Origin of the sequence: Streptococcus atopicus (genome assembly GCF_049166725.1) — a bacterium.
Classification (GTDB): Bacteria; Bacillota; Bacilli; order Lactobacillales; family Streptococcaceae; genus Streptococcus; species Streptococcus hominis.
This window is the reverse complement of sequence record NZ_JBMHFC010000003.1, coordinates 132,397-148,361: the sequence shown is the minus strand read 5'-3', so window position 1 is coordinate 148,361 and position 15,965 is coordinate 132,397. Positions and strand designations below refer to the sequence as shown.

The following is a 15,965-nucleotide window of genomic DNA, read 5'->3' as shown; positions in this document are numbered from 1 at the left end:
AGTTAGTAACTGCTAACTCATAAAATTTTTTGGAGGATTTGTTAAATGGCTAACAAACAAGATTTGATTGCAAAAGTAGCAGAAGCTACAGAATTGACTAAGAAAGATTCAGCAGCAGCAGTTGACGCTGTATTTGCAGCAGTAACTGAATACCTTGCAGCTGGTGAAAAAGTTCAATTGATTGGTTTTGGTAACTTTGAAGTTCGTGAACGTGCAGCTCGTAAAGGTCGCAACCCACAAACTGGTGCAGAAATCACAATTGCAGCTTCTAAAGTACCAGCATTTAAAGCAGGTAAAGCTCTTAAAGATGCTGTTAAATAATGCAATTTTAAAAAACCTATTGTTTCAACGTTTTGGCGTTGAGCAATAGGTTTTTTTCTTGTAAAAGGGCAGACAAGGAGACTGACTTTATCATTTGCATTTATTTGCAATCATTCTAAATACGCATTTTCCTATTTTCGTGATATAATAAAGGAAAAAATCATGAGCAGGTAGGAAATGAAGTCACATCCTTATTTAGAACTCACGGATCAAGGTGATTATGAAAACGTTATTCAACGATTGAAAACAAAGGGAGTCCGTATTACAGAGACTAGAAAGGCAGTCATTGCCTATATGATCCGGACACATGAACACCCAAGTGCGGAAGCAATTTATCATGATTTACTTCCTGACTTTCCTAATATGAGTTTAGCAACAGTTTATAATAATCTCAAAGTTTTGGTGGAAGAGGGCTTTGTAGAAGAAATTAAGATTAGCCATGATAAAACGACTTATTTTGATTTTATGGGGCACGAACATCTGAATGTTGTCTGTGAAAAATGTGGTCGAATTGCAGACTTTGAAGATGTAGATATACCTGATTTGAAGCGCGAAGCTGAAGAACAAACAGGTTATAAAATTACAAAGACACAAGTCTTGATGTACGGAATTTGTCCTGAGTGCTCGAAAAATAGTTAAGGAATTGATGTATACGCTTGAATAAAGTAAATTATCAAAAATCAAATATTCTCCCATTGATACTGGATTTTTTTGAAAAAATTTTGTAAAATATAGTAGTGACTGTGAGACAGTTTTCAAAAATCAAAGGAGAATTTCTAATGGTAAAATTAGTTTTTGCTCGCCACGGTGAGTCTGAATGGAACAAAGCAAACCTCTTTACAGGTTGGGCTGATGTTGATTTGTCTGAAAAGGGAACGCAACAAGCTATTGATGCTGGTAAATTGATTAAAGAAGCTGGTATTGAGTTTGACCAAGCATACACATCTGTTTTGACACGTGCTATTAAAACAACAAATCTTGCTCTTGAAGCGGCAGATCAACTTTGGGTACCAGTTGAAAAATCATGGCGCTTGAATGAACGTCATTATGGTGGTTTGACAGGTCAAAATAAAGCTGAAGCAGCAGAAAAATGGGGTGACGAACAAGTTCATATTTGGCGTCGTTCTTATGATGTATTGCCACCAGCTATGGCAAAAGATGATCAATATTCAGCACATACTGACCGTCGCTATGCAAACCTTGATGACTCTGTTATTCCAGATGCAGAAAACTTGAAAGTAACCTTGGAACGCGCTCTTCCATTCTGGGAAGATAAAATCGCTCCAGCTTTGAAAGACGGTAAAAATGTATTCGTAGGTGCACATGGTAATTCTATCCGTGCCCTTGTAAAACATATCAAACAATTATCAGATGATGAAATCATGAATGTGGAAATTCCTAATTTCCCACCGCTTGTATTTGAATTTGATGATAAATTGAATCTTGTAAACGAATACTATCTTGGGAAATAAGCCCAATAAAATATTGTAAGCTCTGCGCAAGCAGGGCTTTTTAAAGTGTTGCGAGTTTTTTCTTTCTAGTTTGTGTTTTTTCTCAGTGTTTTCCATTTTCCACGACTTCATTTAGGTGGATTTATGGTACAATAAAAGATAGCATTTTGACTAGAATGAGAGATACCATGTCTAAGAAAAAAAGAACATTTAATAGCCATTCCATTCCACGACGTTTGAATTTATTATTTGGAATTGTGATTTTACTGTTTATGAGTTTGATTGTGCGTTTGGGCTATATGCAGGTTATCCATAGGAGTTTTTATACAAAAAAATTAGCGACAGCTAGCAAGACTAAAGTGACAACCAGTTCGGTTCGGGGTCAGATTTATGATGCGAGTGGGAAACCGTTGGTTGAGAATACAACCAAGCAAGTCGTCTCTTTCACACGTAGCAACAAAATGACGGCTGCAGAGATTAAAGAAATTGCTCAAAAATTGCTTCCATTGGTTTCTATTTCCAACGCAGATGTTACTGAGCGTCAACAAGTAGATTATTATTTGGCAGACAGCGAGGTTTATAAGAAGGTCGTTAATCAGCTGCCTAAAAATAAAAAATATGGTACAGATGGAAATCGTTTGGCAGAGTCTAAGATTTATAATAATGCCGTTAAGAGTGTTGATGTAGCAAAGTTAAACTACTCAGATGAAGATAAAAAAGCTATTTATTTGTTCAGTCAGATGAATGCTATTTCTAATTTTGAAACGGGAAATATTCGTACGGATAATTTATCAGCTGATCAGATTGCGACAATCGCCTCTAGCTCGAAAGAACTATCTGGTATCAGTATTACCACCAGCTGGGACAGGAAAGTGTTGGATACTTCTTTGGCTTCTATCATCGGAAGTGTTTCAAGTGAAAAGGCAGGGCTACCCGCAGAAGAAGTGGATACTTATTTGAAAAAAGGATATTCCCTTAATGATCGTGTTGGGACGAGTTATTTGGAAAAACAATATGAGTCTACACTTCAAGGAAAACGCGCAGTCAAAGAAATCAATCTTGATAAAAATGGAAATATGGAAAGCGTGAAAAATATTTCCAATGGTAGTAAGGGAAATAATTTAAAATTAACAACAGATTTAGCTTTTCAGAACGGTGTAGAAGACATTTTGAGAAAGTATTTTAGTGCGGAATTAGCGAGCGGAAATGCGACATATTCTGAAGGCGTATATGCTGTTGCGATGAATCCTAAAACAGGTGCTATTTTAGCCATGGTTGGTCTGAAGCACGATACCAATACAGGAGAACTAACAACAGACTCTCTTGGAACGATTATGAACAACTTTGTCCCGGGTTCTGTGGTGAAAGGAGCTACTTTAACAGCTGGCTGGGAATCTGGAGCTATCACAGGAAATCAAGTTATGACGGATCAACCAATTTCTTTTGGAGGCTCCTCTGCCATCACTTCTTGGTTCACACAATATGGGGCTCGTCAAATTACGGCTTTAGAGGCACTAGAATATTCATCCAATACTTATATGGTTCAACTAGCTTTAAATATGATGGGAACGCCTTATACGCCCAATATGGCGATTGATTTGACGAATTTGGATTCCTCTATGGACAAATTGCGTAAAGCTTTTGCTCAATATGGTTTGGGAGCATCTACAGGAATTGATTTACCAAGTGAATCAGAAGGTTACACACCTAAGAAATATACGTTTGCGAACTACTTAACCAATGCTTTTGGGCAGTTTGATAACTATACTCCAATGCAGTTGGCGCAATATGCTGCAACGGTGGCTAATGGCGGTACTCGTATTGCACCACACTTAGTAGAAGGAATTTATGACAATAATGAGACGGGCGGGCTTGGAAAGTTGATTGAATCCAAGTCAACCAAAGAGCTGAATAAAGTTGATATTTCAAAAGAGAATATGGATTTGATTCGACAAGGTTTTTATCAAGTAGTTCATGGTACAAGCGGATTTACTACAGGGCGTACTTTGTCACAAGGTGAAGCAGTGCCGATTAGCGCCAAAACAGGGACAGCAGAAACCTTTGCGGGTGGAAAGGAAGCCATTAATACGAATGTAGTGGCTTATGCGCCAAGTAACAACCCGCAGATTGCAGTAGCAGTTGTGTTCCCGCACAATACAAACTTATCGTCAACCGTTAGCCATAGTATAACTCGTGATATTATTAACTTGTATCAACAACAACATCCAATGAATTAGAAAGGATACTATGCTTTATCCAACACCGATTGCAAAATTGATTGATAGCTTTTCTAAATTACCAGGAATTGGTATAAAAACAGCAACGCGTTTGGCGTTTTATACGATTGGTATGAGTGATGATGATGTCAATGAATTTGCTAAAAATTTGCTTGCAGCAAAACGTGAGCTGACCTATTGTTCTATTTGTGGGAATCTAACAGATGATGATCCTTGTGCTATCTGCACCGATGAGACACGGGATCAATCGACTATTTTGGTTGTAGAAGATAGCCGAGATGTTTCTGCTATGGAAAATATTCAAGAATACCATGGCTTGTACCATGTTTTGCAGGGATTGATTTCTCCTATGAATGGTGTTGGGCCTGATGACATCAATCTGAAAAGTCTCATTACACGGTTGATGGATAGTGAGGTAACAGAGGTAATTGTGGCAACCAATGCAACAGCAGATGGTGAAGCGACTTCCATGTATATCTCGCGGGTGTTAAAACCAGCTGGTATCAAGGTAACGCGCCTGGCTCGTGGATTAGCAGTTGGTTCTGATATTGAATATGCAGACGAAGTGACGCTGCTTCGGGCTATTGAGAATCGCACAGAATTGTAAAAAAGAAAATAGAGCTTTCCTTTAAAAGAAAATGGAAGCTCTTTTTCTATTCAAAAACAATCTAAAATATGATATACTAAAAGGCGATTAAATTTGTAGATTTCTTTTAAGATAAGAAGGTTAGGTATAAAAATGGCAAAACAACAAATTATTCTCCTTTACGGTGGTCGCAGTGCGGAAAGAAAGGTCTCTGTCTTATCAGCGGAGAGTGTCATGCGTGCGATTGACTATGATAAATTTTTTGTGAAGACTTATTTCATCACACAAGCAGGTGATTTCATCAAGACGCAAGAATTTTCAAGCAAACCTACCGACGATGAAAAATTAATGACCAACGATACTGTTGTTGCAAGTCAAAAGATTAAACCAAGCGATATTTACGAAGAAGGGGCAGTTGTGTTCCCGGTTCTGCATGGTCCAATGGGAGAGGACGGGTCTATCCAAGGATTTCTTGAAGTGTTGAAAATGCCTTATGTGGGTTGTAATATCCTTTCTTCTAGTGTGGCTATGGATAAAATCACGACTAAACGTGTATTAGCTTCTGCCGGCATTCCACAAGTTCCCTATGTAGCAGTGATTGAAGGGGAAAATATAGACGAAAAGATTGCAGCAGTAGAAGCCAATCTAACTTATCCAGTTTTTACCAAACCGTCTAATATGGGTTCTAGTGTCGGCATTTCTAAGTCTGAAAATCAAGATGAATTGCGCTCTGCTCTTGAGCTGGCTTTCAAATATGATAGCCGTGTCTTAATTGAGCAAGGTGTCAATGCGCGTGAAATTGAAGTCGGTTTGCTTGGAAATAAAGGAGTCAAAAGCAGTTTGCCAGGTGAGGTAGTGAAAGATGTTGCTTTTTATGACTATGAAGCCAAGTACATTGACAACAAAATCACCATGGATATTCCTGCAAAACTATCAGAAGATGTCATTGCCACTATGCGTCAATATGCTGAAAAAGCATTTCATGCTATCGGCGGCGTTGGTTTAGCTCGCTGTGATTTCTTTTATACTGATAAGGGCGAGATTCTCCTTAATGAGCTAAATACGATGCCAGGTTTCACTCAATGGTCGATGTATCCGCTGCTTTGGGAAAATATGGGCATTTCTTATACGGATTTGATTGAGAAATTAGTCCTTTTAGCCCAAGAAACGTTTACAAAACATGAAAAACATTTGTTGTGAGACAAGATTGAAAGAACCGAAAGGTTCTTTTTTCTATTGTTTTAGTATGTCTTTAGCGAGTATGTGTAAAAGTAGGTTATTCTGTGGTATAATGAGAGAGTTAGAGAAATTTAAGACATACAGGTGAGAAAAATGCAATTAACATTCTATGAAGTGGCTTCTGTTTTGAAAGCCAAAAATGATGTTCATCTATTTCCAGATTGTACATTTAGAAAGGCAGAATTTGACAGCCGATTGATTGGAGAGGGAGATTTATTTCTGCCTCTTAAGGGTGCGCGTGATGGGCATGACTTTATTGCGACAGCATTTGAAAATGGTGCTGTGGCAACCTTGTCAGAAAAAGAATTGGACGACTATCCTTATATTTTAGTTGATGATGTATTGGCAGCGTTGCAGCGTTTGGCACAGTATTATCTGGGAAAAATGAAGGTAGATGTCTTTGCGGTCACAGGTTCTAACGGTAAGACGACGACCAAAGATATGCTGGCTCACCTCTTGTCAACAACTTACAAGACTTATAAAACGCAAGGAAACTACAATAATGAAATTGGTCTTCCTTATACGGTTTTACACATGCCAGATGACACCGAAAAATTGGTTTTGGAAATGGGACAAGATCACATGGGGGATATTCACCTTCTGTCCACAATTGCTCAGCCAAAAGTAGGTATTGTGACACTGATTGGCGAAGCGCATTTAGAATTCTTTAAAAGTCGTCATGAAATTGCAAAAGGAAAAATGCAAATTGCCAACGGCATGAAAGAGGGGGGGCTTTTAATCGTTCCAGCGGACAAGATTATCAATGATTTTCTACCGAGCCAGCAAAATGTAGTCCGTTTTGGTCCAGACGAAGATATTTTCCTAACGAAATTAGAAGAACGAAAAGATAGTTTGACTTTTGAAACCAATTTCTTAGATAACGCCATTGACCTTCCAGTAACTGGGAAATACAATGCAACAAATGCCATGATTGCATCTTATGTGGCGTTGAAAGAAGGAGTAACACAAGATAAGATCCAAAAAGCATTTGCCACGCTTGAATTAACACGAAATCGAACCGAATGGAAGAAAGCTAAAAATGGTGCAGATATCCTTTCAGATGTTTACAATGCCAATCCAACCGCTATGCGCTTGATTTTGGAGACATTTTCAACGATTCCGTTTAATGAAAAAGGTCGGAAACTGGCAGTTTTAGCTGATATGAAAGAATTGGGGGCTGATTCTAAACAAATGCACGGTGCCATGATAACCAGCCTAAATCCAGAAATTCTCTCAGAAATTTTCCTTTATGGAGAGGACATGGCTGCTCTATTTGCCTATGCTAAGGAAATTTTCCCGCCTGGAAAAGCCCATTATTTTGTAAAAAATGCTGAAAAAGATCAATTTTCTGACTTAGTCAAGGCTGTTAAAGAAGCACTCAAACCAACGGACCAATTGCTGATAAAAGGAAGTAACTCTATGAATTTAGCCAGTCTAGTGGAGAAATTGGAGAATGAAGAGTAACCGTCAAGTACAGTATCTTGCCCTCCTTCGTGGCGTGATGCCAACAGGACCAAATCGGATCCCTAAGATGAGTGATTTGGTTCAAATGTTGGAACAATCTGGTTTAGATAATGTTTCAAGTTATATTCAATCAGGCAATGTGATTTGCGAAACAAGCCTACCAGCTGAAGAATTAGCCCAACACATGCATCAGGTGATATTGGAAAACATTGGTGCAAATTTATCCATTATCGTAAAAGAAAAGTCCGATTTAGAAAATGCTATTTTAGGAAATCCCTTTTCTGAGGAGTTGGATTCGTCACGGATTCATCTCGTTTTTACAAACAATCACATTCCAACGGAGCAATTGGCAGAACTACAAGCAATGAACTTTACAGACGAAATATTTGCAGTTGGAACTACTTGCCTTTATATGTATTTACCAAGAGCTGCCAGAAAAAAGAAGTTAAATAATAATTTTCTTGAAAAGAAGTTAGGTATTGTCGCCACAACAAGAAAGCTGAGTGTTATTAAAGAATTAAGTAATAGGATGGATGAGTAGGAGATGAATCTACAAGAATTTTTTACAAGTCATAAAACGGAGGCCCCTCAATTAACTCCATTTTGGTATGGAATGATGTTTTTAGGAATCATTTATGTCATGTATAGTGCTGTAAAATATCATAAAAACAGGCGCTATCAGAACTTTTTGAAAGCTGTACAAGGTTTACAAATTTTAGTGCTTTATGGCTGGTATATTGTGACCTTGTCACCAATTTCTGAATCACTTCCCTTTTATCATTGCAGATTGGCGATGTTTGCTATTTTGTTTCTGCCTGATTCTTCAACCTATAAACAGTATTTTGCGCTTTTAGGAGTGTTTGGACCTATTTGTGCATTGGTCTATCCTTTATTTGACCCATTTGCTTTTCCTCACATCACTTTAGCCTCCTATTTAATTGGTCACTATGCTCTTTTGGGAAATTCTCTCACATATTTGCTGAATCATTATGATAGTGAGCAGTTGAATTTACGGCGAATTGTAGAGATTAGCTTTAGTATGAATCTTTTATTGATATTTGTAAATCTGGTGAGTGGCGGAAATTATGGTTTTTTGAAAGTACCACCTTTAGTTGGAAGTCATGGAATGATTGCTAATTATATTTTTGTTTCATTGACCTTGATTTTAGCAATTTTCGTGGTTTCTTTGATTTTTAAACAAATTAGACAAGAACAAGAAGAAACAGTAAGACAGGAAAATTAAGCTGTGCTGAATGATTTTTTCACAACTCAAAAGACAGCACCACCTCCCATTTCTGCTATGAGCTATGTGACGATGATAGGAATTCTCTTGTTCCTCATTTACATTTCAGTTCGCTATGCGCCAAACCCACTGTATCAGAAAACTTTTAAATATTTACAAGCTTTTCAATTAGTTATACTTTATTCTTGGTATTTTGGTTTCCATATTTCATTTGCAAATAATCTGCCTTTTTATCATTGCCGCTTAGCCATGTTTGCCATGTTGCTGCTGCCAGATAAATGTCGAAGCAAGCAGTATTTTGCTCTTTTAGGTGTCAGCGGGGCGATTTTTGCAATTGGTTACCCAGTTTTTGACCCCTATGATTTTCCGCATATCACCAGCTTTTCATTTCTTCTGGGGCATTACTGCCTGCTGGTTAATTCGCTGGTTTATCTTATCAACCACCATGACAAGCAGCTGTTGAAGAAGTATGAGATTGTGGGCTACACATTTGCTTTGGATTTGTTTTTAGTTGGTGTCAATGCCGTAACTGGTGGAAATTATGGATTGATGACTCATCCCCCGCTTATAAAAGGAGACCGAATCTGGGTGAATTACGTACTTGTCTCACTGGTTCTGGCCACCGCTTTGCTCCTTTTTGATGAATATTTTAAAAGGCGATGGAAAAAGCAATCAAAATTAGTTTAAAACTTTAAGCATTACATCCTCTGTCAAATTTATTTGGCAGGATTTTTTCTAAATGTAAAAAATTTTGCTAGATTTTATAAACGAAAATAGTAAAATAAAGGTAGAAAGATAGGAGAGGGATAATGGAAATTGGGAAAAAATTAAAAGAAGCACGTCAGATGAGTGGTTTGACACAAGAAAATGTCGCAGAAAAATTAAATGTATCTAGACAAACCATCTCAAATTGGGAAACAGAAAAATTTTATCCGGATATTTTATATGTTTTACAATTAAGTGATTTGTACCAGGTTAGTTTGGATGAATTGCTGAAAGGAGATGAGCGCATGATTCAGCACTTAGAAGATTCGACAAATGTTGTAAAGAGCAACCAAAAGATTTTATTGGCCTTTATATGTAATATTTGTCTTTTGTTCCTTTTCTTTATTTTTATCATTCCAATTTCTAAGAGTTATCTGCTGACCTTGATTGGTTTACTCGTCGTAACAAATGGGCTGTTTGTGTATCAATTGTTTAAACTAGTTGAATTAGACGCTGCGGTTCGCGTGGGATGAAGCATCCTAATTTCTGGGGAGTTTTGGCAGCTGGCGGTCAACGGGGAGAAGGCTTGATTTTGTACTTATTAAACCGAAACAAGGCTGTTTTTTCCATGACGACAGAAGAAAAAGAAGAACTTCAAATGAGGAAACAACGGATTATCTATTTACTGGTTTTAATCGTTATATTGGTAATTTTTCTCTTTGCTAGTGTGATTGTGAGATTCTAAAATGTAGTCTCTTATATCAAGAAACAGAGCGATTTTTTATATGTTCTAAGCAATTGAAAAAATCCTTTAAATCCGCTATAATAGGTAGGTTGAAAGAGTTAAGGACAGACCAATGTAGTAAGAGTTTGTGATATAGAGATAAAAAATACTAATCAAAAAGAAAAAGAGGACAAAATGACGATTCAAGACGAAATTAAAAAACGCCGAACTTTTGCAATTATCTCTCACCCAGATGCCGGTAAAACAACTATCACAGAGCAATTGCTCTATTTTGGGGGTGAGATTCGTGAAGCAGGTACGGTCAAGGGTAAGAAGACCGGGAACTTTGCAAAATCTGACTGGATGGATATTGAGAAGCAGCGGGGGATTTCAGTGACCTCTTCTGTCATGCAGTTTGACTATGCCGGAAAACGGGTCAATATTCTTGATACACCTGGGCACGAAGATTTTTCAGAAGATACCTACCGCACCCTCATGGCCGTGGATGCCGCAGTCATGGTGGTGGACTCTGCCAAAGGGATTGAGGCTCAGACTAAAAAACTCTTTGAAGTCGTCAAACACCGCAATATCCCAGTCTTTACGTTTATCAATAAACTGGACCGCGACGGGCGTGAACCCCTTGATTTGCTGGAAGAATTAGAAGAAGTACTTGGCATTGCCAGCTATCCGATGAATTGGCCGATTGGGATGGGGAAATCCTTTGAAGGTCTCTATGATTTGCACAATCAGCGACTGGAGCTCTGTAAAGGTGATGAGCGCTTTGCCAGCATCGAAGAAGGAGAAAAAATATTTGGCAACAATCCATTTTATGCTCAGGTTTTAGAGGATATTGAACTCCTACAGGAAGCGGGAAATGAATTTTCACAGGAAGCTATTTTTAATGGGGAATTAACCCCTGTCTTCTTTGGTTCAGCCCTAACTAACTTTGGAGTGCAGACTTTTCTTGACACTTTCTTGGAGTTTGCACCAGAGCCTCATGGACACAAAACCACAGATAATCAGGAAATCAGCCCGCTGGATAAGGATTTTTCAGGATTTGTCTTTAAAATCCAAGCCAATATGGATCCAAGACACCGTGATCGCATTGCTTTTGTCCGCATCGTATCGGGCGAATTTGAGCGCGGTATGAGTGTAAATCTGACCCGTATCAAAAAAACTGTCAAACTCTCAAATGTCACCCAGTTTATGGCAGAATCACGTGAAAATGTAGAAAATGCGGTGGCCGGTGATATCATTGGGGTTTACGATACAGGGACTTATCAAGTTGGTGATACTTTGACAGTTGGTAAAAATAAGTTTGAGTTTGAACCCCTGCCAACTTTTACTCCAGAAATTTTCATGAAGGTTGCGGCTAAAAATGTCATGAAGCAAAAATCCTTCCACAAGGGAATTGAGCAATTGGTCCAAGAAGGAGCCATTCAGCTCTACACCAACTACCAGACCGGTGAATACATGCTGGGGGCTGTCGGTCAGCTTCAGTTTGAAGTCTTCAAGCACCGCATGGAAAATGAATACAATGCCGAAGTAGTCATGACACCCATGGGCAAAAAGACTGTCCGCTGGATTTCACCAGATGATCTGGACGAGCGTATGTCCTCCAGCCGCAATATTTTAGCCAAGGATCGCTTTGACCAGCCTGTCTTTCTCTTTGAAAATGACTTTGCCTTGCGCTGGTTTGCCGATAAATATCCAGATGTCAAGTTGGAAGAGAAGATGTGAGAGCGTTAAAAATCCGATAGAAAATTAGGAAATCTGACGAAGAAGCGATTGCTTCTAGGAGGATTTATCTATTTTCCGAGGATTTAGCTCGAACTCAGTTAAAGAAAATGTGAGACTTGCCACTGCATATTAGCAGAGTAATTCACTCAAAAACTATGCTATTGTTGGAGTTTTATCATAATGATTTTTGAAACAGAACTGGGTTAAGTGAGTTCGTTTGTTAGCATATCAAGCATTAGATAAAGAAGTACAATAACGATTGATGAAGGATTGAGCGTTTTTCTCAATCCTTTAGATTATTTAAAGTCAAGAAAGGAGAAAAGGGTGTTTATTGAAAAAGAGTTGAAAAATGGAATGTCTTGGATAAACTTAGATGCAGATATTTTAAGTCAACATCCAGATTCTTATAAGGAATACAATATTGATGAAGAAACGATTGAGTACGCGTTAGATAAAAATGAACGAGCGCACATGGATTACAATCGTGAAACAGGAACAGTCGTTTTTATTTTCAACGTATTAAACTTAAAAAGGGATAAGGACTATTATGAAACTATTCCTATGACCTTTATTGTACAGAAAGATAAACTCTTGACAGTCAGCAATCGAGCAAATACTTATGTTGTAGACATGATGAAAAACTATATTGAATATCATGAACCTGTGACGGTGTACAAATTTCTATTTGCTAGTTTAGAATTAGTGTGCAATTCTTATTATCCTGTTATCGAAAAAATGGATGAGACAAAGGATCATATCAATCAGTTATTGCACAAAACGACCACCAAGAAAAATCTCTTTGCTTTAGCAGACTTAGAAACTTCCATAGTCTATTTGGTAGCAGCTGCAAAGCAAAATCGTATGCTGTTAGAGCACATTAAAGGACATGCAATTTATCGCCATTTAGATGAGATTGAAAAAGAGCAGTTTGACGATGTCATGATTGAAGCTCGCCAATTAGTAGCAATGACAGACTTGATTTCTCAAGTTCTCAGTCAACTATCTGGTTCCTACAATAACATTTTGAACAATAATCTAAATGATAATTTAACCGTTTTAACAATCATTTCAGTCCTTTTAGCAGTCCTTGCAGTTATTACGGGATTCTTTGGCATGAATGTGCCACTTCCATTGTCTAATGATAAAAATGCTTGGATTTATATTGTTGTTATTAGTCTCGTTCTGTGGGTTGTATTGACCAAAGCTTTAAAATGGCTGGCCAATAAAAAGTAAAACACGCCAAGCGCATGAAGAAATTATCGTTTTCAATTAGCGTGTTTTCACGATAAATATCACTTTTTAAGTATAATTTATGCTATAATTCATTCAAAATGAATGTATTTAGTTTTAATTGGTAAATCTGTTTGAAAATTTTTTGAAAAATGTATGTATTCCGGAAAAAGGGTTACATGCATTTTCTTCATGCGTACGGCGTGGAAGTAAAAAATAAATCCTATCTTTTTATCATTCTTTGTGTTATACTAGATAAGTTACAAAATAGTCAGCTTTCTCAGTTGCTTTTGGCAAGTAATTAAGATAAAGTCTTTTCTATTGGAATACTGGTATCAAATTTACTGAATGAGAAAGTAAAATATGTTTTATAAGGTAGCTTCGCACTACCTTTTTAGAAAGAAGAAAAAATTGAAATTTAATGAATTACATTTGTCTGCTGAATTGTTAGCAGAAATTGAAAAAGCAGGCTTTGTTGAAGCCAGTCCAATCCAAGAACAAACAATCCCGCTTGCTATGGCAGGAAAAGATGTGATTGGACAAGCGCAGACTGGTACAGGAAAGACAGCTGCTTTTGGTTTTCCAACTCTCGAAAAAATTAACACAGAAAATCCTGTTGTTCAGGCTTTAGTCATTGCACCAACTCGTGAATTGGCTGTTCAAAGTCAAGAGGAACTCTTCCGCTTTGGTCGAAACAAAGGAGTAAAAGTTCGCTCGGTTTATGGTGGATCTAGCATTGAAAAGCAAATCAAGGCTCTCCGTTCAGGCGCGCACATTGTCGTTGGAACTCCAGGACGTTTATTAGACCTCATTAAGCGCAAAGCACTGAAACTCAATCATGTAGAAACGCTCATTTTAGACGAAGCGGATGAAATGCTCAATATGGGTTTCTTAGAAGACATTGAAGCAATCATCTCACGCGTGCCGGAAGAGCGTCAGACCCTTCTCTTTTCAGCTACTATGCCAGATGCTATCAAGCGGATTGGCGTGAAGTTTATGAAAGAGCCAACACATGTCAAAATTGCAGCAAAAGAATTGACAACAGAACTGGTGGATCAATATTATATCCGTGTAAAAGAAAATGAAAAATTTGATACCATGACACGTCTCATGGATGTGGAACAACCAGAACTTTCTATCGTTTTTGGGCGTACCAAACGCCGAGTTGATGAATTGACTCGTGGACTTAAAATCCGTGGTTTCCGCACAGAGGGGATTCATGGCGATTTAGACCAAGGAAAACGTCTCCGTGTTCTTCGTGACTTCAAAAATGGTAATTTAGATATTCTTGTTGCAACGGACGTCGCAGCACGTGGATTGGACATTTCTGGTGTCACGCATGTTTACAATTACGATATTCCACAAGATCCTGAAAGTTATGTGCATCGTATCGGACGGACAGGTCGTGCTGGGAAATCTGGTCAATCCATTACATTTGTCGCACCAAATGAAATGGGGTATCTTCAAGTCATTGAAAGCTTAACTAAAAAACGGATGAAAGGTATGAAGCCAGCAACGGCAGAAGAAGCCTTTCAAGCTAAGAAAAAAGTTGCACTCAAAAAGATTGAGCGAGATTTTGCAGATGAAAGTATTCGCAACCAATTTGAAAAGTTTGGCAAAGACGCTCGCAAGCTGGCAGCTGAATTTACACCGGAGGAATTGGCTTTATATATATTGACCTTAACCGTACAAGATCCAGACACTCTACCAGAAGTAGAAATTGCTCGTGAAAAGCCATTACCATTTAAATATGTTCCGGGAGCTAATAAAGGTAATCGTAACAGCAAAAATGGGCGTCGTAGTAATGATCGTCGTGACCGTACTAATGGGCGTGACAATTACAAAAAGGGTGGTCGCCACGATCGCTTTGACAAAGAAAAGCGTTACCGCAAAGACCACAAAAAACCTCGTAATACTTCAAGTGAGAAGAAAACAGGATTTGTCATCCGTAATAAAGGTGATAAGTAATTATACAATAATAAAAAGGCGAATAGAAGTTCGTCTTTTTATGTTTTTATAAGGAGATACAAAGTTATTTAAATACAATAGGCGTAGCAGTCTCTTGGAGAACTGCATCTAATTCAACGATATTTTGTTTACCTATTGTTTCAAGCCATTTAATTGTAGCAGCTTCGCCACCTTCTTGATAGGCTTTGGTAGCACCAGCCCAAGTTGCACGACCGCAAAGGACACCGTTGAAAGTTGAGCCGGATTCCTTAGCAAAGCGAAGTGTATCTTGGAAAAGCTGTGCGGATACTCCAGCAGATAAGAAAATAAATGGAAGAGAAGTGGCATCACTTTGTTCTTTGTAGAAGGCAGCGGCTTCTTCTTTGGTGTAAAGAACTTCATTTTCTGCGAATCCTTCAACATATTTCATATTGACTGGAACTTCAACTTTGAGAACATCTACACCAAATCGTTCTTGTGAGTAAAGCTTCATTGCTTCAATGACTTTGCGAGGTTTGAGTTTAGCATATTCTTTTTCATCCATCACCTTGGCATCGTAAGAAACTAACTCAAGGAAAAAAGGTATGTCTTCTGCTTTGCATTCAGAAGCTATTCGCTCAATAAAGGCTTCTTTGACGTCATTGACTGCTCTATCTTCGTCAATATCTATATAGAGTAAGACTTTCACAGCATCAGCACCGTTTGCTTTGAGACGTTGGACGGAGACATTTTCTACGAGGTCAGGATAGCGACCGGGAACAGTTTTGTCATAACCTGTTTTTTCATAGGCAACTAATAATCCAGCGTTTTTATCACGAGCTTCCGCTGCTTTCCAACCTAACTCTGGATCAAGAAGGATAGAAGAAGCGTATTTTGTTAAGTATTTCGAAACTAGCACTTTAAAGGTTTCCAATTGCTCAACTGGAGTGTCTTCACCAAGCATACGACGCAAAGCCCCTCGTTGGTCAATAGCCAAAGCGCCGATAATTCCGTTTTTATCACATAAACGTTTTAATTTTTCTTGTTTTGTTGTCATCTTTAGACTCCTTTTGTTTTGTATAGTTTAATTATAGAACAC

The 15,965-nt window shown here is 38.1% G+C and carries 16 protein-coding genes; 15 read left to right on the top strand and 1 reads right to left on the bottom strand.

What is annotated here, in order from left to right; genetic code table 11:
* The first annotated feature begins 45 nt into the window (after positions 1-45).
* From ACOMA9_RS03260 to cshA, 15 genes are all read left to right on the top strand, one after another.
* Positions 46-321 (top strand): HU family DNA-binding protein, encoded by a 276-nt coding sequence (locus ACOMA9_RS03260; RefSeq protein WP_003023726.1) that lies wholly within the window; start codon positions 46-48, stop codon positions 319-321.
* Between the two features lie 177 nt (positions 322-498).
* Entirely contained in the window at positions 499-960 is a 462-nt protein-coding gene (gene perR, locus ACOMA9_RS03255) for a peroxide-responsive transcriptional repressor PerR (RefSeq protein ID WP_003030152.1), read from the top strand.
* Between the two features lie 140 nt (positions 961-1,100).
* Positions 1,101-1,793: a phosphoglycerate mutase gene (locus ACOMA9_RS03250; protein ID WP_106083766.1), complete on the top strand. Its 693-nt coding sequence runs from the start codon at positions 1,101-1,103 to the stop codon at positions 1,791-1,793.
* Between the two features lie 155 nt (positions 1,794-1,948).
* On the top strand, positions 1,949-4,009 hold the full coding sequence (gene pbp2b, locus ACOMA9_RS03245; RefSeq protein ID WP_421424689.1) for a penicillin-binding protein PBP2B: 2,061 nt from the start codon (positions 1,949-1,951) through the stop codon (positions 4,007-4,009).
* Between the two features lie 10 nt (positions 4,010-4,019).
* Complete coding sequence (recR, locus tag ACOMA9_RS03240) at positions 4,020-4,616, top strand: recombination mediator RecR (RefSeq protein ID WP_003030149.1); 597 nt, start codon at positions 4,020-4,022, stop codon at positions 4,614-4,616.
* Between the two features lie 132 nt (positions 4,617-4,748).
* A complete protein-coding gene (locus ACOMA9_RS03235) occupies positions 4,749-5,795 on the top strand; it encodes a D-alanine--D-alanine ligase (protein WP_151380253.1) in 1,047 nt (348 codons plus the stop codon).
* Positions 5,796-5,927: 132 nt separating this feature from the next.
* Positions 5,928-7,298 (top strand): UDP-N-acetylmuramoyl-tripeptide--D-alanyl-D-alanine ligase, encoded by a 1,371-nt coding sequence (locus ACOMA9_RS03230; protein WP_330944929.1) that lies wholly within the window; start codon positions 5,928-5,930, stop codon positions 7,296-7,298.
* Positions 7,288-7,839, top strand: a complete 552-nt coding sequence (locus tag ACOMA9_RS03225) for a DUF1697 domain-containing protein (RefSeq protein WP_151380251.1) — start codon at positions 7,288-7,290, stop codon at positions 7,837-7,839. Before ACOMA9_RS03230 ends, ACOMA9_RS03225 begins: the two co-directional genes overlap by 11 nt.
* 3 nt (positions 7,840-7,842) lie before the next feature.
* Entirely contained in the window at positions 7,843-8,541 is a 699-nt protein-coding gene (locus ACOMA9_RS03220; RefSeq protein ID WP_151380250.1) for a YwaF family protein, read from the top strand.
* A 6-nt stretch (positions 8,542-8,547) separates the two neighbouring features.
* Complete coding sequence (locus ACOMA9_RS03215) at positions 8,548-9,228, top strand: YwaF family protein (protein ID WP_270737002.1); 681 nt, start codon at positions 8,548-8,550, stop codon at positions 9,226-9,228.
* Positions 9,229-9,350: 122 nt separating this feature from the next.
* Positions 9,351-9,779 (top strand): helix-turn-helix transcriptional regulator, encoded by a 429-nt coding sequence (locus ACOMA9_RS03210; protein WP_151380248.1) that lies wholly within the window; start codon positions 9,351-9,353, stop codon positions 9,777-9,779.
* Positions 9,776-9,991, top strand: a complete 216-nt coding sequence (locus ACOMA9_RS03205; RefSeq protein ID WP_003041359.1) for a hypothetical protein — start codon at positions 9,776-9,778, stop codon at positions 9,989-9,991. The genes ACOMA9_RS03210 and ACOMA9_RS03205 overlap by 4 nt, the downstream gene beginning before the upstream one ends.
* A gap of 174 nt (positions 9,992-10,165) precedes the next feature.
* On the top strand, positions 10,166-11,710 hold the full coding sequence (locus ACOMA9_RS03200) for a peptide chain release factor 3 (protein WP_247906423.1): 1,545 nt from the start codon (positions 10,166-10,168) through the stop codon (positions 11,708-11,710).
* A 324-nt stretch (positions 11,711-12,034) separates the two neighbouring features.
* The gene (locus ACOMA9_RS03195) at positions 12,035-12,943 is read left to right on the top strand and encodes a magnesium transporter CorA family protein (RefSeq protein WP_106082617.1); all 909 of its coding nucleotides are present in this window, start codon (positions 12,035-12,037) and stop codon (positions 12,941-12,943) included.
* Between the two features lie 408 nt (positions 12,944-13,351).
* The gene (gene cshA / locus ACOMA9_RS03190; RefSeq protein WP_282185613.1) at positions 13,352-14,908 is read left to right on the top strand and encodes a degradosome RNA helicase CshA; all 1,557 of its coding nucleotides are present in this window, start codon (positions 13,352-13,354) and stop codon (positions 14,906-14,908) included.
* 64 nt (positions 14,909-14,972) lie between these two features.
* Here cshA and lacD read toward each other — a convergent pair whose 3' ends face one another.
* Positions 14,973-15,923, bottom strand: coding sequence for a tagatose-bisphosphate aldolase (lacD, locus tag ACOMA9_RS03185; RefSeq protein ID WP_151380246.1), 951 nt, complete (start codon positions 15,921-15,923; stop codon positions 14,973-14,975).
* Between the last annotated feature and the right edge of the window lie 42 nt (positions 15,924-15,965).